General features: G+C 66.8%; 18 protein-coding genes and 1 pseudogene. 10 read left to right on the forward strand and 9 right to left on the reverse strand.

The window, feature by feature from the left end:
• The first annotated feature begins 100 nt into the window (after positions 1-100).
• The 3 genes from ABD844_RS32820 to ABD844_RS32830 all read left to right on the forward strand — a co-directional run bounded on the left by ABD844_RS32820 (position 101) and on the right by ABD844_RS32830 (position 1,878).
• Positions 101-457, forward strand: coding sequence for a group II intron maturase-specific domain-containing protein (locus ABD844_RS32820; RefSeq protein WP_344886655.1), 357 nt, complete (start codon positions 101-103; stop codon positions 455-457).
• A gap of 731 nt (positions 458-1,188) precedes the next feature.
• On the forward strand, positions 1,189-1,350 hold the full coding sequence (locus tag ABD844_RS32825; protein WP_344886622.1) for a hypothetical protein: 162 nt from the start codon (positions 1,189-1,191) through the stop codon (positions 1,348-1,350).
• A gap of 36 nt (positions 1,351-1,386) precedes the next feature.
• Positions 1,387-1,878: a reverse transcriptase domain-containing protein gene (locus ABD844_RS32830; RefSeq protein WP_344886625.1), complete on the forward strand. Its 492-nt coding sequence runs from the start codon at positions 1,387-1,389 to the stop codon at positions 1,876-1,878.
• Positions 1,879-2,237: 359 nt separating this feature from the next.
• On the opposite strand, the gene ABD844_RS32835 is transcribed toward ABD844_RS32830, so the two are convergent.
• The gene (locus tag ABD844_RS32835; RefSeq protein WP_344886627.1) at positions 2,238-3,578 is read right to left on the reverse strand and encodes a hypothetical protein; all 1,341 of its coding nucleotides are present in this window, start codon (positions 3,576-3,578) and stop codon (positions 2,238-2,240) included.
• Positions 3,579-3,944: 366 nt separating this feature from the next.
• On the opposite strand from ABD844_RS32835, the gene ABD844_RS32840 reads away from it, so the two are divergent.
• Positions 3,945-4,121, forward strand: coding sequence for a hypothetical protein (locus ABD844_RS32840; RefSeq protein WP_344886629.1), 177 nt, complete (start codon positions 3,945-3,947; stop codon positions 4,119-4,121).
• Between the two features lie 3 nt (positions 4,122-4,124).
• Here ABD844_RS32840 and ABD844_RS32845 read toward each other — a convergent pair whose 3' ends face one another.
• Positions 4,125-5,909, reverse strand: coding sequence for a DUF4132 domain-containing protein (locus ABD844_RS32845; RefSeq protein WP_344886631.1), 1,785 nt, complete (start codon positions 5,907-5,909; stop codon positions 4,125-4,127).
• Between the two features lie 487 nt (positions 5,910-6,396).
• Here ABD844_RS32845 and ABD844_RS32850 point away from each other — a divergent pair, with 487 nt between their 5' ends.
• A complete protein-coding gene (locus tag ABD844_RS32850; protein WP_344886633.1) occupies positions 6,397-7,080 on the forward strand; it encodes a site-specific integrase in 684 nt (227 codons plus the stop codon).
• A 49-nt stretch (positions 7,081-7,129) separates the two neighbouring features.
• Here the strand turns inward: ABD844_RS32850 and ABD844_RS32855 are convergent, their stop codons facing one another.
• The 4 genes from ABD844_RS32855 to ABD844_RS32870 form a co-directional block, all read right to left on the reverse strand.
• Positions 7,130-9,334, reverse strand: a complete 2,205-nt coding sequence (locus ABD844_RS32855) for a hypothetical protein (RefSeq protein ID WP_344886635.1) — start codon at positions 9,332-9,334, stop codon at positions 7,130-7,132.
• A 494-nt stretch (positions 9,335-9,828) separates the two neighbouring features.
• Entirely contained in the window at positions 9,829-11,202 is a 1,374-nt protein-coding gene (locus ABD844_RS32860; RefSeq protein ID WP_344886637.1) for a hypothetical protein, read from the reverse strand.
• On the reverse strand, positions 11,199-11,534 hold the full coding sequence (locus ABD844_RS32865; RefSeq protein WP_344886639.1) for a helix-turn-helix domain-containing protein: 336 nt from the start codon (positions 11,532-11,534) through the stop codon (positions 11,199-11,201). Before ABD844_RS32865 ends, ABD844_RS32860 begins: the two co-directional genes overlap by 4 nt.
• Complete coding sequence (locus ABD844_RS32870; protein ID WP_344886641.1) at positions 11,531-12,631, reverse strand: tyrosine-type recombinase/integrase; 1,101 nt, start codon at positions 12,629-12,631, stop codon at positions 11,531-11,533. The genes ABD844_RS32865 and ABD844_RS32870 overlap by 4 nt, the downstream gene beginning before the upstream one ends.
• Positions 12,632-12,766: 135 nt before the next feature.
• On the opposite strand from ABD844_RS32870, the gene ABD844_RS32875 reads away from it, so the two are divergent.
• The 4 genes from ABD844_RS32875 to ABD844_RS32890 all read left to right on the forward strand — a co-directional run bounded on the left by ABD844_RS32875 (position 12,767) and on the right by ABD844_RS32890 (position 16,010).
• Positions 12,767-13,120, forward strand: coding sequence for a hypothetical protein (locus ABD844_RS32875; protein WP_344886643.1), 354 nt, complete (start codon positions 12,767-12,769; stop codon positions 13,118-13,120).
• 226 nt (positions 13,121-13,346) lie between these two features.
• Positions 13,347-15,068: an ankyrin repeat domain-containing protein gene (locus tag ABD844_RS32880; RefSeq protein ID WP_344886645.1), complete on the forward strand. Its 1,722-nt coding sequence runs from the start codon at positions 13,347-13,349 to the stop codon at positions 15,066-15,068.
• Between the two features lie 208 nt (positions 15,069-15,276).
• Complete coding sequence (locus tag ABD844_RS32885; protein WP_344886647.1) at positions 15,277-15,723, forward strand: transposase; 447 nt, start codon at positions 15,277-15,279, stop codon at positions 15,721-15,723.
• Positions 15,720-16,010: a hypothetical protein gene (locus ABD844_RS32890; protein ID WP_344886649.1), complete on the forward strand. Its 291-nt coding sequence runs from the start codon at positions 15,720-15,722 to the stop codon at positions 16,008-16,010. The genes ABD844_RS32885 and ABD844_RS32890 overlap by 4 nt, the downstream gene beginning before the upstream one ends.
• A gap of 81 nt (positions 16,011-16,091) precedes the next feature.
• Here the strand turns inward: ABD844_RS32890 and ABD844_RS32895 are convergent, their stop codons facing one another.
• Both ABD844_RS32895 and ABD844_RS32900 read right to left on the reverse strand, forming a co-directional pair.
• A complete protein-coding gene (locus ABD844_RS32895) occupies positions 16,092-16,748 on the reverse strand; it encodes a recombinase family protein (protein ID WP_344886657.1) in 657 nt (218 codons plus the stop codon).
• A 398-nt stretch (positions 16,749-17,146) separates the two neighbouring features.
• Positions 17,147-18,373, reverse strand: coding sequence for an MFS transporter (locus ABD844_RS32900; protein WP_344886651.1), 1,227 nt, complete (start codon positions 18,371-18,373; stop codon positions 17,147-17,149).
• 63 nt (positions 18,374-18,436) lie between these two features.
• Between ABD844_RS32900 and ABD844_RS32905 the strand changes: the two genes are divergently transcribed.
• On the forward strand, positions 18,437-18,799 hold the full coding sequence (locus tag ABD844_RS32905) for a winged helix-turn-helix transcriptional regulator (RefSeq protein ID WP_344886653.1): 363 nt from the start codon (positions 18,437-18,439) through the stop codon (positions 18,797-18,799).
• 129 nt (positions 18,800-18,928) lie between these two features.
• Here the strand turns inward: ABD844_RS32905 and ABD844_RS32910 are convergent.
• Positions 18,929-20,156: pseudogene (locus ABD844_RS32910) on the reverse strand (transposase); the annotation flags it as partial.
• Between the last annotated feature and the right edge of the window lie 59 nt (positions 20,157-20,215).

A 20,215-nucleotide genomic window follows, 5' to 3' on the forward strand; every position in this document is an offset into this window, starting at 1 on the left:
CAGCTCGCGATCATGCTGTGACCAGCACCCCCGCCGCCACGGGTTGAAAAAGCCTCAGTGGTACGTCTACACCTTCATCGCCGACCGGCCTATCCGATCGTTGAAGGCAAAGATCCGTGCCCTTACCCACAGGTCATCGCAGATGGAGCTGGGATATGTGCTGACCCGGTTGAACCAGGTCATGCACGACTGGGCCAACTATTTCAGACACGCGGTCGCCAAGGGCGTCTTCTGCATGCTGGAGAACTTCGCCTGGAGGCGAGTCATCCGCATGCTGCAGACGCGGCACCGCTGGAATTGGACGGACGTCCGCCGCCGGTTCGCCACCCCCTGGGGACAGTGGCAGCCGATCACGGCGGGCGAGATCGCGTTGCGTCCGGTCTCGGCGATCTCGGTCACCCGATATCGCTACCGAGGCGACATGATCCCCAACCCCTGGCCCCTGAACCACGTCTAACGGCAGAGCCCGTGGAGAGCCCGTTGCCAGGAGACTGGCACGGCGGGTTCGGCGAGAGGTCCGGGGAAACGGACCGGGAGCGATCCCGGCACCGCGCCCCGGGCCTACTCAGCGACCTGGGGTGCAGAGGGAAGCTTGAAGATCGCTTCCGTGTGTCACGAATGCAGGAGGAATGTTATGTAGGCGGACATCTCTGATTGCAATGCTGCGTGGGAGATGAAGGTTATGGCCCTTCGGAGTCGCCCTGCGGGGGGAGATTCCAAACCGCCTCGTGCTGCGTTGGCTGAAGACCGTCGTGGTGAGCGATCGAGGAAAAGGCGCCTGCGAGGCGTCAGGTGGGGACCGGAAAGGCGAGGGCAAGCGAATCGCTGCGGACGTGTCGAAAATCTACAGATGGCATCGAAACCGGGGCGTGGAAGCGGATCCGGGATAAGTCTGGCGGGTGCCCGTTTATTGGCCAGGCGGTGCCCGGCATGGAGGCGACGCGAGTCCGGTCTGCTGCTCCCGCGTGGAACGTGAGAAGGCGTGCCCCGATACCGATCACCCACCTGGGTGGCGAGAGGGAGTGCCCGAGTCAGGTGTGCCCGGTAGGGCTTGAGTACCGTCGCGGGGCACGTCGGCGGACCGGCTCGTAGTAGCGATGAGGCCCCTGTAATGGGGGCGGAGCGAAGGGGCCGGGTCATCCGTGGCTGTTGTTCGGTCGGTCAACCGGGATATCCGGGAGGAGCTGGGTGAACGAGCTGAAAGCGCAAGGCAAGCCGTTCGATATCTCGAAGCGGGAGGTCTGGGAGTCTTGGTGTGAAGTGAAGGCGAATAAGGGTGCGCCGGGGGTGGATGGGCAGTCCATCGACGACTTTGAGGCTGATCTGCAGGGAAACCTGTACAAGATCTGAAATCGAATGTCGTCGGGGACATACTTTCCTCCTCCGGTGCGTGCGGTGGAGATCCCGAAACAGCACGGTGGCGGCATGAGAATGCTCGGTATTCCCACGGTTGCCGACCGTGTCGCCCAGACCGTGGTAGCCAGGCATCTGGGAATTCGCGTGGACCCTGTGTTCCATGAGGACTCCTACGGCTACCGGCCCGGGAAATCGGCTCTGGATGCGGTGGAGCGCTGCCGGCAGCGCTGTTGGAAGCGGGATTGGGTGATCGACCTCGACATCCAGAAGTTTTTCGACAGCGTCCGGTGGGACCTCGTTGTCAAGGCCGTGGAGGCTCATGGCCCAGGCCCGTTCGGCGTTCCTGCCGTGGGTGACGACACGCAATGGACGGTTCTCCCCGTCGGCGGGCGGGAACAGCAGCTTGGGCGGGTACTCCAGGATCTGGCCACGGGCCCGCTCGACGGCTTCGGGGCTGGCCGGGCGCAGCGAGACAACCCTGACGGCGGCGGCGCCAGGCTGAACATGTCTACGCCCATTTGACCGCGACGATGTTCCACCGCGAGTACCGGAGAGGCACTGCCTGACCGATACCTGTGATCAGGCCGCTCAGGGGATGCGCCGTACGGTGTCGGTGACCTTGCCGTCCTTCATCTCGGCGGAGAGCTTGAACGAGCGGGATTTCACCTCGGCAGAGAACCAGCGGACACCGCCTGGACCGCCCGCCGGGCCGAGCGGCCTGCGTCCCGCCCATCGAGTCGTGCTGTCTGCCGGGGACTCACAGCAGCTTGCCGTTCTCTCCTCCTGTCCTGTCCTGTCCCGCGGCATGCTTGACACATCAGTCCCCAGGACTGGCAGGTGCCGTCGGTGGGGACGCAGGTCCATCCGTCGTCGGCGTCTAACTATAGGTATTTGACCTTCAAGGTGTTGAGGTCGGCCTTGTCGGCCGCCACAGTCCCCCAGTTTTGATTTCCCTGCCCCTGGTACACATGCAGCCCTTCCTTGGGGAAGCTGATCCATCCGTCGTCGGTGCTTTTCCCCTGTACCCAGTTGGTGTTCACACCGTTGAGGTTGGCCTTGTCGGCGAAGACGGTTCCCCAGGCATCGCCGCCCGCCCGAAGCACGTTCAGCCCTTCCGTGGTGAAGGTGATCTGCCCGTCGTCGGGGTTGCCCCCGGTCACACGTTCGGCGAAGACGGTTCCCCAGAGCTGGCCGCCCGCCCGAGTCACGTTCAGCCCTTCCTTGGGGAAGCTGATCCGCCCGGGGTTGGTCCCGGTCCCCTGTACCCATATGGTGCTCACGCCGTTGAGGTCGGCCTTGTCGGCCTGCAGGGTCCCCAAACTCCCCGCGTTGTTGGCGACCTCCACGCCCGCATCGGAGAAGGTGACGCGGCCCTCCTTCCCGTCCACAGTTCCTTGGACCCAGGGCGTGTGCGTGCCGTTGGTGACGGTCATTTGGCTCAGTGTCGGGTTGGTGATCGTGATGGTGATGGTGGCGTACTGGTCGACCGTCTCGAACCCGTTGGCGTTCTTCTTGGACGCCTTCAGGGTGAAGGTGGTGTCGTTGGCGATCGTGCCCGCTGGGATGGTCCAGGAAGTCTCGCTGCCTTCGTGGAGAACTGTGCCGTCGCCGTCGTACAGGTGGTAGGAGTCGCCGTTGCTCTCCCAGGTGAAGTAGACCTTATCCCCGGCGTTGAACTTGGTCTTGGGGATGGTTGGCTTGTCCGGGGCGCTGGCCAGGAAGTTGTGCAGGTAGAAGACGGGCTCCGCGGTGTCCCAGGTCAGTTCCTGGGGTGTCTTGCGGGTGTATTTGCCGCTGGTTGTGCCGGAGCTTTCGGTGGTCGGGCAGGTGAGCGTGCTGCCGGGGGTGGCAGCGACGTTGCCGGTGATGCTGATTGTCAGCGGTTTGTCGATGAGGTCGAAGCCGGGTATGGGCGGGGCCTGGAAGATGACGTGGTAGTAGTTCGTCGCCGGGGCGAGGCCGAGTTCCTGCCCGGTCTTCATCTGGGCGGACGCGGGGCTCCATTTGCCGGTGATCGAGGATTGCGGGTTCTCGGTGAAGTATGCGCCTGCGTCGTCGGGTGCGCTGATTGGGACGGCGATGTCGATCGTGTTGCAGTAGATCTTCTGGCCGGCAGGGCTGGAGACGGTGATGTCGATGATGTTGGCGGCGGGTTTGTCGGGGCTGCCTGCCTGGAGGGGCGCGGTGCTGGTGCTGTAGTGCAGCAGGGGGGCATCGGACATGGGGCATGGCCTCCTTGAGGGCGAGTCTTACCCAGGCGTGCAAAGGGGAGATGAGTGATCGTGATGCGTGGCGGTGCGGCCGGAATTCCCCCGTTGGCGACGCACCGAAGAAGATCACTCCCTAGATCCAATCGCCCCCGTTGGAGCGCGACAACATCTCACAAGGGGCGATAAAGGGGCGATCCGGTAATACTCTCAACGTCTTGACAAGCCTGTGACAGAGAGGGCCGCCCAACCCAACGCTACGAAGATCCGGTTGGACAAGATCACGAACTATGATCCCAGTCGACCCGGCCGGGCTGCTCGGTGCCCTAGGCTCTTCCGCCCACCGGACGAAGAGCTCTGCACTGGTAGTGGTTCGAGTTATTGAGCCCCACACATCGGCTGCGTGACAGTGACGCCCGGCTGGTGCAGGAACTCACGGCCGCCTGCTCTGAACTGACCGAACTCGCCCGCCATGTCCGCACCCACCACCCCAGGGAGGACCTGCTCGGCGACAGCTCGGAGAAGTCGATCGAGGTGTCGTCCGTCGGTGCTGCATAACTTCTAGTGCCAATATCCGTCGTAATGGTCGACCAGGTGCTGGGCGTCTGGGCCGGCCGAAGCGGCGGCGACTGTGAGGTCGGCCTCTCGGAGGATCTCCGACCGCACCAGCGCCGGCACCGACGCCGCCGGCACCTCCTGGCCGTCGCGGTGGAAGGTCATCGGGTTGGTCGCGCACAGCGCGTCCAGGTCCCAGCCCTCGTCGGACATACCCTCGACAACGCGCAGGAGCCAGCGGGCCTGCCAGCCCGCAAGGTCGCGCACCACCTCGCCCTGCCCCTCGTGACAGTCGTGCTCCCAGTAGCCGATCGACACGCCGGTCCAGCCGTGCCGGATCAGCTCCGTCCGGGCCAGGCCGTAGCGCACGACGTGACCGGCGACACTGTCCGGCTCTTCCGCGTACACCTCGCGGAGGACTTGTTCGAACGGCTGCGCCAGACCCCTCTCGCGCCACGCACCCACCTCCTCGGCGCTTGCGTCGGCCGGGTGCCACAAGGCGACAGGGCCCTCGGGACGGCGCCCGGCCAGTTCCCAGCCGTCGACGGTTCTGACTGGCAGGCCAGAGGGGCCGCCGGGGATCCGCCACACCAGGGTGCGTGCGTCGGGGCCAGTGACGGGGTGGTCGAGGACGTGTTCACCGACCTCACGCCAGGTCCATTCACGCTGGTGGATGAGCGCCTGCTCCAGGCGATGGCGCGCGGCCGTGCGCGCCTGCTCGATCTCTCCGGGCGTGGCGGCGGTGGCGGGCAGAGTGCGGTCGAGTAACTGGTCGCGGGTCAGCGCGGCCGCGTCGGCGAGCGCGTCGAGCGCGCGAGTGACATTCTCCTGTACGGACGCCGCCCGCACCCGCGTCTGAATGAGCGCCAGTGGGGTGACGGTCTCGGGCCCGCCCCGGCGGGCCAGCACGCCGACAGCCCCGTTGGCGACGGTCTCGCTGCGGCAGGTGGAGCCGGGGCCATCGTGGCCGGTGCCGCAGGTGACGGCGGCGTCGGCGAGCAGTGACGGGATCCAAGGTTCGTCAATGACCTCGCAGGTCCAGATCAGGCCGCGCGCCGCCGAAACGGTCCGGCCCTTCAGGAAGCGGTCCTCGCTCCAGCTGATGTCGGCGTGGTGGCAGACGAACGGGCCGCCCCGGTAGGCGGCCAGGCGGGTGACCAGCTCGTGGACCAGGGCGATGGCCTCAGGAGTGAGCAGGTCGCAGACGACCGGCAACCAGCCGTCGCCTGGGGCCGGTGTGTCAGCGGTGGCCCAGTGACGCAGCAGCGGCAGCATTCCGGCCAGGCGAAGGCCGTACTCCTCGGCTAGCATCGTGGCGAAGGGGTCGGCCTCCCCGATCACGTTCCTGACCGCACCGGCTGGGCCCTCCTCGGTGAGCAGGCTCTCCAGGAGCGGCTGGAGCTCTCCGAGGTCCGTCAGGTGGCCGAACAGGTCGCGGCGCTGTTGCGGATGGAGCAGGTGGGCGGCCGACAGCGGGATCCGATAGAGCTCCTCATGGCGGGTGTGGCCCTGGCGGGCCCAGTAGCCGGCGCGTTCGGCCAGGTTCCAGGCGTCGTTGGGCGTCCAGTCGACGGCGCGCCCGGCCACGGTGCGGACCAGGCGCAGGACGCGCTCGTCGTAGTCGTGGCCGCCCTGCGGGCCGAGCCAGAGCTTAGTGTGGGCGTAGGTGCCGTAGAGGCGCCAGTCGGTGCCAGGTCCGGGGTCGAGGCCCTGCTCGGTGAGGGCGTCGAAGCGCCGGTAGGCCTCCCTGGTAGCCGGTTCCAGATGCTCCCAATTCCCCGCGAACGTCACCCAGTGATCGTAGTCGCACGATGTCCGAATGAAGATCGTCGTTCTGGACGACTACCAGCGGGTCGCTCGAGACCTGGGTGTCCGGCGTCCTTCTCCCGCAGGTGGCCCCCAGCCGCCAACTAGCGACACAGCCCTGTTCACAGAGGTGCCGAGCTGGGGTTTTGCCTCTCAGCTGTGCGTGTTCTCAAAGTCGTGACCGTCTCCGTTCCCGAGAACACGATCTTCTCGGGAACCGGTTGACCTGCGCAGATCAGCTTAGTTTGGGGTTAGGGACACGTTCGGGAGGATGGGGCCTTACCTGGCGTTCGTCGATCTTGGCGACCTTGGAGAGAACCAGGGGGCGGCGCCACCGGATCTTGCCGTTTCGGCAACCGCGCCGCCATCGTCTCCTGGCTGTCCTGGTGCCACGCCAAGAAGCACTGGGCCGCCCCGTCGGTCCCGGCTGACGCCGAACGTCGCAAAGGAGAGCGCCGACGAGACCCGCGCCGTGGCCAAGACCACGATCCACCGGCTGCTGTCGCGCCGCGACATCCCCCTGCGGGAGCGGGCGCTGCGGCGGATGCTCTATGAGACCGCCGCCCGGGCCTCCGAGATCCTGGCGCTGAACGTCGAGGACCTCGACCTGGAGCACCGCCGCGCCCCCGTCCGCTCCAAAGGTAGCGCCGTCGAGTGGGTGTACTGGGACAGCGGCACCGCTCACCTGCTGCCTCGCCTGCTCCGGCTCCCCGATGGCAGCACCCCGCACCCACGGTCCGCTGTTCCTGTCCGAACGCCGCCCCGTCCCCGCCCGCCGCCCGGCGGCCGCCAACCTCTGCCCGCACACCGGCCGCGCCCGGCTCGGCTATGCGCCCGCATCCTGCTGGACAAATACGCCAGCCTCGACCTGCACCAGCTACGCCACAGCGCCGCCACCCACCTCGGCGACGCCGAGATCCCGCTGCAGCTCATCATGGGCAAGACCGGGCACAAAACCCCCGCACCGCCATGTGCTACGTCAAACCCGGTGCCGAAGCCATCGCCAAGGCCACCGAGGTCCTCGCGCCCCGGCGGCGTACCCACTGATCAGCAACTCCTAGGCGAGCCGAGGACACTGCCCCTGCTCTCGTACTTGGTCTACCCCCTACGACACCTGGTACCAGAACCTCCTGACGTAGTGGGCGCCGTCGAGTGATCACGCCCGCCCGGGCTCCCTCGCGGAGGGGAGCCCGGGCGGCCTCGGCTCAGGAGTGGGCCTGCCGGTAGAGGGCACTGTGCTCCTGCCGGCGGGCGTCCATGATCTCCTTACCCACGTCGCCTTCCGTGCCCGCGCGCAGCAGCAGCGCCTGGTTGCGCAGTCTCGCGATCGACTGGTTGACCGCCTCCATGATCGTGGTGTCGGTGTTCCAGCTGTCCTCATCCTCTTCCAGCAGGGTCTCCTCCAGTTCCGTGGCCACCGCTGTGAGCTGCCGGCACAGCGCCGCCCAGACGCGCCCGCGTTCGGCGACCGAGAGACCGATCTGCTCCTTGAGCGCCTTGGCGTCGAACGTGTCGGCCTCCGTGGCGGTCAGGCTCTCGCCGTGCCCGCCGCGGTCACCCGGATCCACCGTGGCGAAGGGCAGCAGGTTGCGGAAGGTCAGGTAGGCGGTGGCCGCCTCGCTGGGCGTCTCCACGCTCAGCGTGTCGTAGGCCGCCTGGAACAGCGCGTGGAGCTGGCCGCCCGCCAGCTGCGCCAGCGGCAGCAGCCGGTCGAGCGCCATGACCGGTGAGGCCAGGTCACGGCCTACGGCCTGGTCCAGCGTGAGCAGCGCCTCATCGTCCGTTCGCGTGCGCAGCAGCAGTTTCTGCACGGCGGTGCTCTGGATGACCCACGCGGTGGTGTGGCAGCCCATGCCGGAGACGCCGGCCGGCGCCCCCGGGCGTCCGTTGATCACGAGCGGCTTGCCCGGCTCGTAGACCACCACAAGCGGGTCGTGGGTGTCGTCGACGACCCACGGCTTGATCTGGTCGGTGGCGGGCAGGGCCATCGCGTCCAGCGCTGCCTCCACGGCCGCCAGGATCTCGCCCGCCTGCCGGGTGCCGAGGTTGAGCTTGGGGTAGAGCGCCGCGATCTGCTGCTTGAGCTGGGTCACCGCGGCCTGCCCCGGACTGGGCTGCAGGAAGCCGGAGAAGGCCACGCCGAAGGGGTACGCCGTGGCGCACAGCCGCTGGTGCTCGTGGAGCAGCGACGACATGATCTGCACCACGCGTCGCGGAGCCGAGGCGGCCAGGTGCTGCTCGCCGGTCGCCTCCACCTTGGCCAGGCCCAGGTGGCGGCCGATCTGGGTGCGGTAGGTCTTGAGCGACCTGGCCAGTTCCTTCTGCTCGTCGCCCCACACGTTGGGCAGGTCTCGGGCGCAGTTGCGCAAGGTCAGCGCGGCCTTGAACAGGTGCTGCTGGTCGGTGACCTTACGCAGCCTCTCAGCGATCTCGTCCGCCGTCGCCTGCATCCGCTGCAGATCCAGGCTGAAGGAAGCGCGGCGGTGCAGGTTCCCGGTCAGGTTGGCGGCCATCTCGCCCAGCACCTGGTTGTCAGAACGGTTCTTGCCGATGCTGTCCGGGTCGATCGCGTAGGCCAGGCCGGTCTCGCGTAACGCGGCGTCGAAGGAGAACAGCCGCCACAGCGCCGCCTTGACCGCCTCCGGCTCCGGCGGCCGCGCGAAGTACTCCGCGCCCTGCCTGAACAGCGACGGCATGCCGCCCGCCGCCGGGTGCAGCGCCTGCGCCTGCTGGTGCTCGAGCTGCTCCTTCACGATGTACCGCTCGGAGTACATGACGACGCCGCGGGCGTGGGCCTCGGCCGAGCCGATCGACCCGCGCGAGGTCAGGTTGCGTACGGTGGAGTACGGCAGGTAGTTGACGTAGGCCAGGTGATGGGCAATGGCCGAGCTGAGACCGGCCGCGGTCTCGCGGTGCATCCCGGCGTCCAATCCGTTCCGCGCGGCCCTGATGAAGTCGCGCGTGCGGTGGCAGGAGTCCTCCAGCAGCGGGATGCGCTGCTCGTAGTCGCTCAGCCACTTCAGCATCTGCATCTGGGGGCTGGCGCTGTCTTCCATCCACAAGGCGGCGGCGTTGTGGGTATTCTCCAGCCAGTCGACCGCCTCTTCCAGCGTCTTGCCGTACAGCTCCGCCTTGATCACGTCCAGGTGCACGGTCCAGGCGATCGTGTGGTCGCCCATCCTGCTCCCGTAAGGGGAGGGGGTACGGGGGGTGGGGCTGATCTGCACCCGTCCGACTCTGACGGGCTGGGTGGGCGCGTTCTGGACCTGTAAGATCCACGGCAGCAGCCGGACCACGGCTCCCTTCGGCAGGTCGGTGTGCTCCTGGGCGACCAGCTTGAGAGCCTCTCCCTGTTTCGCCCTCTCGACAGTCGGTCCGGTGCTCGCTGAAATCGTCCTGGCGCGCTTCATTCGCGCCCCCTCCCGTGAGTCGCAGACTTCCCTTCTCTCCCACCCGGCGTTCTCGCGCAAGACTCATGGCCAGAGGTGGTCAATACGATTTGGGAACGATCCATCGCTCTTCTGGTGACGCGGCCGATCCCGCGCCTCTCGAAGCGCGGGGCCGGCCTTCCTCAGTGGTCGAAGACGTTTCCCCTTACCGTCAGCGCCCGTGACACCTGTGGGGCGGCGCCGACGGACGAGCATCCAGCCAACCGGCAAGCCAGGAAGATCTTTCAGATTGAGGCGGCTTGGAGCCCGGAGGCGGACCGGCTGCCGCATCGCTTCCGGCCAGGTGGAGACGGCGGTGGACGCCACCAGGAACGTGGGTCAGCGGCCCCGCCAGCGCTTCCACCGCCTGGGCGGCGTCCCGACCCCACGTCAAGCAGGAGTCTGAGATCCAGGTCCGGGTCGATCCCAAGTTCTTTCAGCCGCCGCAAGGTGCTTTGAGCGCCAGCCAACATGCCTTACGTGCCTGACAAGATCATATCGCTCTGAACTGCAGGAAGAGGGAAAGACCCAAGATAACGATTGAGGTCGCGGACCAGATCGGCGAGGCTGCGGTGATGGAGAGGCTGGCCGGCTCGGCGTCCGGGGAAGAGCCAACGGGCATCGACGTTGGTAGCCGTGTTCATGTTGCTGCGCTCGGCTTTGGCTTGGAGTAGAAGCTCGGAAAAGGGGTCGGGGACCGGTGTCGGTGGGTCGCCCAGACGGATGAGGACCTGACCGTCGGAGTCGTGGACGATGTCGTCGAGGGTGAGCCGGACGATGCGGCTGGCGGGCTGGGCATAGAGCAGCATGAGGCAGGCCGCAGCTCGCGACCGGACCGGCCCTGCCCTGTCGTCCAGCGTCAGGTGCAGGAGTTCAAGCCGCCGGTGCTGGGTGAGCGGTCGGCCTTCCACCCGGTTCAGCCGTGGCAGGTTGAGCCCTCGTGGCGCGCGCCCGGTGCGCATCGCCCAGGTGAGGAAAGCGCGCAGGGAACGATGCTCATGAGGTTTGTGAGTGGCGTGCCAGAGGTCAACGTCAACTTGGCTCAACCGATCCAAAGGGCATTGGCGCTGTGTGAGCCAAAGGAGGAACTCGTGGGCCCGGTTGAACTCTTGCGTCGCCAGGGGAACGGTGCTGCCGGTCAGCGGGCGGCGGGCGGCTCGTTCTCGGAGTTTGGCCAGCTGGTGCCAGGTCGCGAACCGCTGCAGGATTGGCAGGTGCTCGTGGTCGGCGAGTTTGGCCAGGCGCCGTTGCAGCCAGCTTTCGACGTGCAACAGGTGTTTGTCGACCGTCGGAAGCAGACCGCAGGACATCAGCAGGTCACGGAGATGTGCCGCGGGCCGCCAATCGGGATGTTCGTGGAACGCCTGGTGGCAGAGCGGCATGGCTCCGGTCGCCAACTCGGTCAGCAGGTTCTGGACCTTCGTGCTTCTGAGCCAGGCCAGCCCGCTCTTCGGCCGCGGCATATCGGTGAGTAGGTGATGCAGCGGGACGAGCGCGGGGTTGACGCGTCCGGTGCCGTCCTCCAGGAGTGTGTCGAGCCGGTCATGCAGGGTGCAGCGTTCGCAGAGGCGGCCGCCGAGAAGGTGGGCTTCGATGCCGCAACGGGCGCAGCGGAAGTCCCGGGTGATGGCCGAGCAGTCCCGGCAGGCCGGTTTGCCGTCGCGGCGGCCCGGCAGCAGCCGGTCGGTGCCGCAGCCGGGGCAGATGCCGTAGGTGCGCGCCGCCTTCTCGCAGCAGGTCCGACAGATCAGCCCTTCCCAGTTGGCGGCCTTGGACGCCCGCCGGCCGCAACGGACGCACTCGCCCATGTGCTGGCGCTCGTATTCCTCTTGCGCGGAGGATCTGCTCATTCCTGGGGCCGGATTCGGGCGCGCTTGGGCCGGATGGCCGCCAGATCGGTCACCGGGCCTCCGCTTTCACCGATGGCGGTGCGGCGTGGCCTGGCATCCTCGGCTCTGGTGGCGATGAGGTCGGCCGGGGTGCAGTCGAAGATGTCACAGAGTGCGGCCAGAACCGGGAGCGACAGGCGTTCGGGGCTTTGGGTGACCAGGCGCCAGGTCTGCACCGATGACAGGGTGATGCCTCGGCCGGCCAGCGGCTGGGCGAGATCGGTGGCGTTGAACATCCCGTGGGCGGCCATGACCTCGCGGAGCCGCCATTGGTAGCTGACCTGGCGTTTCATCGGTTCTTCCTTCCGGTGCGCAGTGCTGCGTCGACCGTGCTCTCCATCGCCTTGCGCAGAGTGCGGGTGCGGAAGTCGGAGGAGACGCAGGTGTAGATCGAGGTGGTGGAGGCGTGTTCGTGGCCGACCTGCTCCTGGACGAACCGGGGATCCCAGCCGTCCTCGATCAGGTGGGTGACGTAGGAGCGGCGGAAGGAGTGAAAGTCCAGGCCCTGATCGAGTCTCAGCGCGTCACGGTAGGCGGCGAAGCGGGTGTTCATCTGGGAGAACCCGATGCGCAGGCTCCGTTCGGAGGGCCAGAGTGCGGGCCCATGCGCGTTGGCGAAGGCCGGGCGGACCTCTTCGATCCACTGTGTGAGGATCTCCACGATCCAGTCCAGCCCGCCGACACCGTCTCGCGGGCCGACGGTCAGCACGCTGCGGCGCTTGGGCGGGGAGCCCTTCATAGCCTTGCCGAAGCGGACGTAACAGACCCCGAAGTCGCCGAACATGCGAGCGTGAGGGTTGGGGCCGAAGTCGACCAGGTCGAGCATCCGCGTCTCGCGCCTGCGCAGTCCGTAGGCGTAGGCGGTCTTGAACAAGGTGGCGTCTCGGAAGGCGGGCAGCCAACCTTTGCGCCCGGCTCCGCTGATCCGCTCGACTTGCTCGCCGGCATGGTCGAAGAAGGCTTGCAGCTCCTCACGGGTGAACGCGCGCTTGGCCGGATCAGCCTCGGACTCCTGCAGGTGGGTGGCGGTGTTCCACTCGTGGCAGACCTGGATGGGGTGTGTGCCGAACCGGCGCTCGCACTCGGCGGCCCACCCGTAGGCCGGGTCGGTGATGAAGGCGCAGAACGACCGGACGGCCTCAGCGTAGTTACGCAGGGTCGACTGCTTCAGATGCCGAACCGCGCGCAGGTCACCGAGCCAGTCGTCCACCATTTTCGGCGTCCACTCCCATGGATGGGCGTCGGCATGACGGTTGAAGGCTCTCACCGCGTTCAGCCGGCCCTCGATCGTGGAGAAGGTGAGGTTGCGCGCCAGCTGCTGATTGCGCCACCCGTCCAGCATGGCGTCGGCCACCTGCTCTTGCGGGCGCAGCAACACCGTTCCAGCCACAAGCTGCAAGCTCGCCGATCCCGGCACCGCCCCGTCCCGACTCACGCTTCGTCACCCTCCATTCGGTTACATCAAACGAAGGAATCTTTCATCAGAAGTAATCTCCTGGCAAGTGCGCAGGTGAGAACATCGATCATGACCAAGCCCCTGACCCAAATGAGCGAGCGCGAGTACTTCGCCACCATCAGACGCCGACCAGGGATGTTCGTTATCGGCGGTCGGCTGGCAAGTCTGGAGGCCTTCCTCGAAGGCTACGACCAGCACGCTATGCGCCACGGCGGACCCGGCCTGCAGGGATGGACGGAATGGCTCATCGCCCGCCGCGGCAAGACCTGCAGTCACCACTGGTCAGGACAGGTGCGCCACATCGCTCTCGCCGCCTGGGACCACTGGGAGCTGTCCGCCGAGCAGGAAGAACTCGTCATCGACACCCTGTTCAACCTCCTTGACGAGTACCTCGCCGAACGCGAGGCAGCTTCCACCCCCTGATCGCAATCCCCACCGGGCGGCGACGTGTCAGGTGATCGGAGATTCCACTGGCTGCAATAGCGACTACTTGGAGGATCGGACCGGATTTTGGCGCCAGCCTCGATGCGCCAACTATCCCGCGCGCTACAGGCCGGGCAGGGGGTAGCACGGCAAGAGCGTCGCTGCCGTGCCGACGCCTCACTCGGCCGGAAATTCGATGTCGGTACCAGGCTGTACGTTCATGGCCATGAATCTCTCTGAGATCTTTGAGCGCGGTGACGTTGCGGCACTCGGGGCTCACCTGAAACAACAGCCGGACGACGTCGGCTCTGTACTGCAAATGGCGGCGCAGAGCGAACGCCTTGACCTGCTGGAGTGCGTGTTATCTCACCGTCCGCCGCGGTGGGATCTCGACGTCGGGCTTGGATACGCTGCACGACGCCGCGGCGCCGCCGCCTTCGTCCGGGTACTGCTCGCCGCCGGCGCCTCGCCGGCCGCGACCGACGACCGCTCTCCGCTATGGGCTGCAGCCAGGGCCGGTGCTGTGGAGAACTTGCAGCTCCTGCTCGCTGCTGGCGCCGACCCGAACGCACGCGCGGAGGGCGACCATGACGACCCGGACGGCTGCAAAATCGCGCTGCTCGCGGCGATCCGCAGCGGCGTCGCCGCCGCGGTGACCGAACTGCTCGCCGCCGGCGCTGACGTGAACGTGGTGACGCCGGCACTGTATCGGCCGCTGGACGTCGCGGACGACCTCGGCGATGCGACCATTATTCGTCACCTGCGGGAGCGAGGCGCCAAAGTTCTCGGGCCCGAAGAACTCGACCTTGATCAGGCGGTGCGCCGGGGCTTCCTGGCGCGCGTGCAGGAGTTGCTGCCGACAGCAGATTCTCAGGACCGCGGTGACGCCCTGGTCAGCGCGGTGCAGAAGAAGAACGGCTCGGTCGCCGGGGCGATTGTTGAGGTTGGCGGGATCGAGGATCACAAGCTCGTGCTCGCACTGGGGCAGTGCATCGCCTTCGACGTTCCCGAGGTTGTGCCACTGCTGATCGCCGCCGGTGTCGACCGTGACTCGCCGGCAAACTACTACAAGGCGCCACCGATCGTGCTCGCCGCGGCCCGGGGCCGCACCTCGATCGTGCGTGACCTGCTCGATGCCGGAGTCGATCTGCAGGTCCGCGACCAGTGGGGCCAGAACGCGCTCGCTGCAGCGCGTGAGAACGGCCGAACCGAAATCGTGCGGATGTTGCGGGCTGCGGGCGCGGCGGCGCGGACGCCCGCGGCGATCGCGAAGGCGGCCCGGCAAAAGCTTGCTGCCAGCACCCGCAGCGCTTGGCTCCCACAGCTCGACGGTCCGGCCGCGACCGGCGACCCGTCGCAGTTCGGCGGGCTGCCGTGGCTGCGTTCGACCGAGGTCTGGCCGGCCTGCGAGAGCTGCGAAGCGCCGCTCACGTTCTTCGTCCAGCTCGACCTTTCCCGCACACCGAAGGCCGCACGCGAAGCCTTCGGCCTGGGCCTCCTGCAGTTGTTCCACTGCACCACGTGCAACCCTTACCACCCGTTCTCCAGCGGTGATCTGGTGCGGATCGTTGACCCGGCCGACGCGGTCACCCCGGTGAAGGAACCGGAAGGAGCGCAAGTGCTCCCGGTACGGCCGATCACCGGCTGGGGCCGCGCGGTCAAGGACTATCCCTACCGCGAGGCCGACGAGTCGGCGCTGCTCCCCGAAGAACGCGAGGTCGTCTTCACACTCAACCGCCAGGGCGACAAGCTCGGCGGCTGGCCGAACTGGGTACAAGATCCCGACTACCCGCGCTGCCCCCATGACGACCACCGCATGACACAGCCGATCCTGCAGATCGACTCCAACCATGGCGTCGCACACACGTGGGGCGACAACGGCGTCGGCTTCATCGTGCAGTGTCCCCAGCACCGTGATCAAGTCACGTTCCTGTGGCAGTGCGCGTAAGCGTCACGACGCGATTGGCAGCCCCTCCACTCGGTCCGCGCAACCAACCCCAAAGTAGCTCTGTGTGACGATGCGTACTGTTCGTATTCTCAGAAATGGGGAGTTCTGACACGCCGTGCCGACCCCCTCTCTGTCAGACTCTCGTGAGACCTGGGGACGAAGTAGTCTTCTGTGATTCAAGCAGGGCGAGAACAGGATCTTTCAAACAGTGACCTTGACCGTGGCCGACCTTCGCAGGGATGTCACCGATGATGGTGATGTGGGCAAAGGAGACAGACTTCGATCGGATCGGCCGAAGCGGCGCTCGTTCACGCCGGAGTACAAGCTGGCGATGGTTGAGGCCTACGACGCGGCGACCGAGCCGGGAGCCAAGGGCGCGTTGCTGCGCCGCGAGGGGCTGTATCACTCCCACATCATCGAATGGCGCAAGGCCCGCGACGCGGGGGCGCTGAATGCGCTGGCGGCCAAGCCGTCCGGCCCGAAGACGCGCAAGAGCGAAGCCGAGAAGGAGAACGAGCGGCTGCGGGCGCGGGCGGAGAAGGCCGAACGCGAGCTGGCCAAAGCCAAGGCCGCGCTGGAGATCATGGGAAAAGCGCACGCGCTCTTGGAACTGCTCTCCGAGAGCGCGAACAGCGACGCGCCGCCCAGGAAGTGATCGACGAGGTGTTCGCCGCGCTGGAGCCGCTGCTCGGCGTGAGCGCGGCATGTGCGCTGTCGGGAAAGTCGCGGGCCACCGTGCACCGCCACCGTCATCCCGCGCCGCTTGTGCTCGGGCCGCGCCCGGCGCCGGCACCGCATCCAGCGGCGCTGAGCGAGCAGGAGCGGGCGCAGGTGCTGGCCGTCTTACGCTCACCGCGGTTCGTGGACAAGGCGCCCGCGCAGGTGTGGGCCACGCTGCTGGACGACGGGGCTGAGGAACAGGGGTACAGCCGTTATCGGTGAGATTGATCTTGGTAGTCGTGGCGGCGGTCAAGGGTGACGTCGACCAGGCCTGATGGGCGTATGCGCTGCGGTCAGGGCGACTTACGGGGCCTGGGCATCGATCGCCTTCGGGTGCGCTGCGCGTAGTTCGTTCAGGTCAGGGATGTGGTTGTAGAGGGTCCCCACTGATACGCCTAGGAGCTTGGCGATCGAGGTGACGGAGCGTCCGGGGTCCGGCAGCAGGTCGCGGGCGGCTTTGAGGAGTTCGGCGGTGACGACGGTGGGACGTCCTCCGGTACGACCTCGCGCTTTCGCAGCGGCCAGGCCCTCGTGGGTGCCGGCGACGATGAGTTCGCGGATGAACTCGGCCAGGGCGGCGAAGACGTGGAAGACGAGGCGGCCGCCGGGGGTGGTGGTGTCCAGGCTCTCGTGCAGGCTGGTGAAGCCGATGTCGCGTTTGCGGAGATCGCCGACCATGGTGATGAGGTCATGCAGGCTGCGACCGTAGCGGGCGAGCTCGGGCACCACGAGGGTGTCGCCAGCCGTCAGGAACGCGTGGCAGGCTTGCAGTTCCGGCCGGAGCGCGTTCTTTCCGGACTTCTTGTCGGCGAAGATCTTGCGGCAGCCGGCCGCCTGCAGGGCGTCGATCTGGCGGTCGAGGCTCTGGCCGTGGGTGGAAACGCGGGCGTAGCCGATGCGGATCTCGGACCGGGTTGCGGGGAAGGCGGTGAGGATGTCGTCGGGCAGACCCGGGGGCATGGTCGCCACCACCAAATTCTCTCAACAAACGGTCTCGGGAGTTGTTGAAGGCGGGCGGTTTTTGAAGCGAGTTTTTGAAGATCCAAGTCCCAGGTTGACACCGAGGCATGATCACCTTCATAAAACGATCGTTTTTTGAAGGCTCTGGAGCGTGATCGGCAACAGTCGCTAATCCCTGGCCGGATCGCGAACTCTGGCCAGTCAGGCTGATGGCCAGCAGATCCATGCCCAGGTTGCTGGTAAAGCCGCCTAACCATCCGAAGGTAGCGCTGAGATACGCGGGCGCTGGCGACGAATGTCGCCAACAGATTCAGCTGCCGGGAGCGCCCGCTGTCCGTGTGCATGTCGGGATCGGTCGGCCAGGTTCATCAACTGCTGCGCGCTACCCAGTCCCGTCTCTAGACACCTCCGATGCGGCTCTGCGCCGCTGGCACCACTCTGCCGATCGTAGTGGCGAGCGCGGCTCCGAGGACGCTGACGCCGACCAGGGTCAGCCAGATCGCGGCTGCCCCGGTGGACAGCAACCCGGAGAGCGCGGCCGGAGCGACCGCTCCTGCGACAGTCACGGCGAGCTGGTTGAGGGCCAAGTACCGGCCGCGGAGAGCGTCTGGGGCGCTCTCCGCGGCGACAGTCGACGTGATGGGGCCGCCGAGGATTTCACCGACGGTGTAGCTGCCTGCACCGAGCAACACAACGCCGACCGCGAGGGCGAGCGCAGCCACGTGGTCGGCGGCGAGGAACAGGAGGTAGCCGACCGCAAAGCAGGCGTGTCCGGCGACGAGGACGCGGCTGCGGATCCGCCCGCTGAGCCACCCGAGGACGATGCCTTGGCCGAAGCCGACCATCAGGGTGTTGAGCGTGAAGACCATGCCGGCAGTCCAGCCAGGCAGTCCCAGCACGTCCACGGCGTAGACCGGTATCGCGATGTTGAGGGCGAACAAGGAGATCGCGAAGCACAGTTGATGCGCGACCAGTGACAGGTACCGCCGGTCCCGGAGCACGCGCCCCCAGCCTCCAGCAGCGTCCTGGCCCGCCTCGGGACGGACATTCGGCACGGCGCGCATCAGAACGAAGGCGGTGACATAGGACAAGGCGTTGACGATCACGATCCCGGCGTAGACGCCGTGAGTACCGACACTGACCGCGACGGCGGAGAGGAGGCCGCCGAGTGCGTAGCCGAGGTTGCGTACCGACCCCAGAAGACCGAACCAGCGCTCGCGTTGGCCGGGCGCGGCCAGCGCCGTGACGGTCGCGCCGTAGCAGCTGAAGGACACCGCCCGCCCGGCACTGTTCAACCAGGCGCAGATGGCGATCTGCCATGTCTGGTCCACGACGAGATACCCGGCGAAGCCGAGCGCCTGGGCCAGGTTTGCCGCCTGCAGTACCGGCTTGGCGCCGTACCGGTCGACCAGTCCTCCGACCAGAGGGCCCGCCGGGAGCGCCAGCAGCCCGGCCGTCGTCAGTGCCGCGCCCACCTGCACCAGCGTCAGCGGTGTCGTGGCCAGGAAATACAGCATCGAAACGGGGACGAAGACACCGGTGCCGATCGAGTCGATGATGATCGCTGCGACGAAACGGCCGTGCCGAGCTATCGATGGACGGACCATGTAATCGGGAATAGACACAACCCGGGACGGTATAGATTCCATACCGGTATCTACAACGCTACCGGCTACCGGGAGTCGTGCATGGGTAAGGCCTACAACATCATGGCCGCGACCTGCCCCAGTCGCACCGTTCTGCACCGGATCGGGGCGCGCTGGACGGTGTTCATCGTCAACGCGCTGGACAACAGGCCGATGCGATTCACCGAGCTCAAGGCGCACATCCGGGGGATCACACCGAAGGCGCTCACCGAGACGCTTCGCGCGATGGAGTACGACGGTCTGATCTCTCGCACGGAGATTCCCGCAAATCCCCCGCATGTCGAGTACGCCCTCACCGGCCTCGGTCGGTCACTGCTGGCACCCCTACGTGCCGTCCGGGAATGGGCCGAGAGCCACGTCCCCGACATCGAACGCGCCCGCGCACAAGCCGACGCGCAACGGTAACCCGTTCGCCGATTGGTGCACCGCCGACACCCCGGCAGGGCCGCTTCTCCCGGTCCAAACGGCCAGTCCACCGGCCTCCAGGCGTTTCACGGCGTCGTCGATTCTCGCTGAGCCCCAGGGCCCAGGCCCTTAAACGAGATCCTCCTCGGCGTCGCGAGCCGCTGGATCACGCAGCGGCCGCAGCCCTTCGCGAGGCTGGGAGGCGGCGAAACTGTAGCGGCCGAGAAGATTGATGTGCCGCTGGCTCAGCGGTGACAGCCGGGCCACGTCCTCATCGAGAACCTCTCGATCCTTGGGCGGATGGGCACGCAGGTGCGTCACGGCCGCATTCAAATAGCGGCTGTTCCACAGGACGATCGCGTTGAGCACCAAGCCCAGGGAGCCGAGCTGGGTCTTCCTGCCCCTCACGGTAGGCCTGGTGGATGCGGCCGCGCCGGCCGTGGCAGACGTCCCGCGCCAAGGTGTGGCGGGCTTCTTGGATCGTCAGCTGTCGGTTGACCCGGCGCCGGTAGGTGTCATCGACCGGGTCGATCACCGCCAGCAGGTGCAGGGTCTTGGCGATCCGGCCGTACTCGGCGAACGCCTGCCCGAGCGGGGTGGGACGACCGTCACGACCGAACATGCGCAGCAGGTCATAGGCCCTCACCTGGTTGGTGATCAGCGATCCGGCCACGCGGAGCATGTCCGGCCACCACGTGGTGATCTTCTTGGTGTTGATCCTGTTACGAGCCAGCGCCTCCAGCGGCCCGTAGGTTCCGCGCGGCCCCTCGGGCAGGTCGGCGCACCATAGCCGCTGATCGGCCAGGTCTGCGAAGCGCGGTGAGAAGCGGTAGCCGAGGATGTCGAACACGCCGAAGACCATGTCGGAGTAGGAGGCGTTGTCGGTGGTGACCATCTCCGGTTTCACTCCGCCGTCCAGATTCAGCAGGGCGTCCAGAATGTGCAGGCTGTCGCGCGGGGTGCCGGCCACGACCATCTGCCCGATACCCGACACCTGGTCGTTGATCGCGTTCAGCCAGGTGATGCCGCGCTTGAAGTGGAAGTACTTGGGCGACGCGCCGGAGTGGATGCTGTGCTTGGGCACGATGAAACGCAGTCCGTCCACCGAGGCGAGCAAGCCGCCGCCCCACAACTGCACGATCGGCACCGCCGACTGGGCGCCGATCAGTGCCGCGTTGGCCGCGGCGAGGGTGTCGCCGCGGAGGTAGTACTGGTCCACGTGAGCCAGCCGGTCACGGGTCAACGCCCGGTAGTGCGGGTTGATCACGGGCGTGAGACCGATGTTGCAGGCCTCGCTGACCAGCAGGGCGACCAGAGAAATGGGCAGGTCATCCATGCGGGTCCCGCCGTCGCCCATGGGTTGCGTCTGACTTCGTGATACAGATCTTGGAAAGAATCAGACAGGATCGGCGTGCT

The sequence above is a fragment of the Nonomuraea antimicrobica genome, assembly GCF_039536965.1.
GTDB lineage: Bacteria > Actinomycetota > Actinomycetes > Streptosporangiales > Streptosporangiaceae > Nonomuraea > Nonomuraea antimicrobica.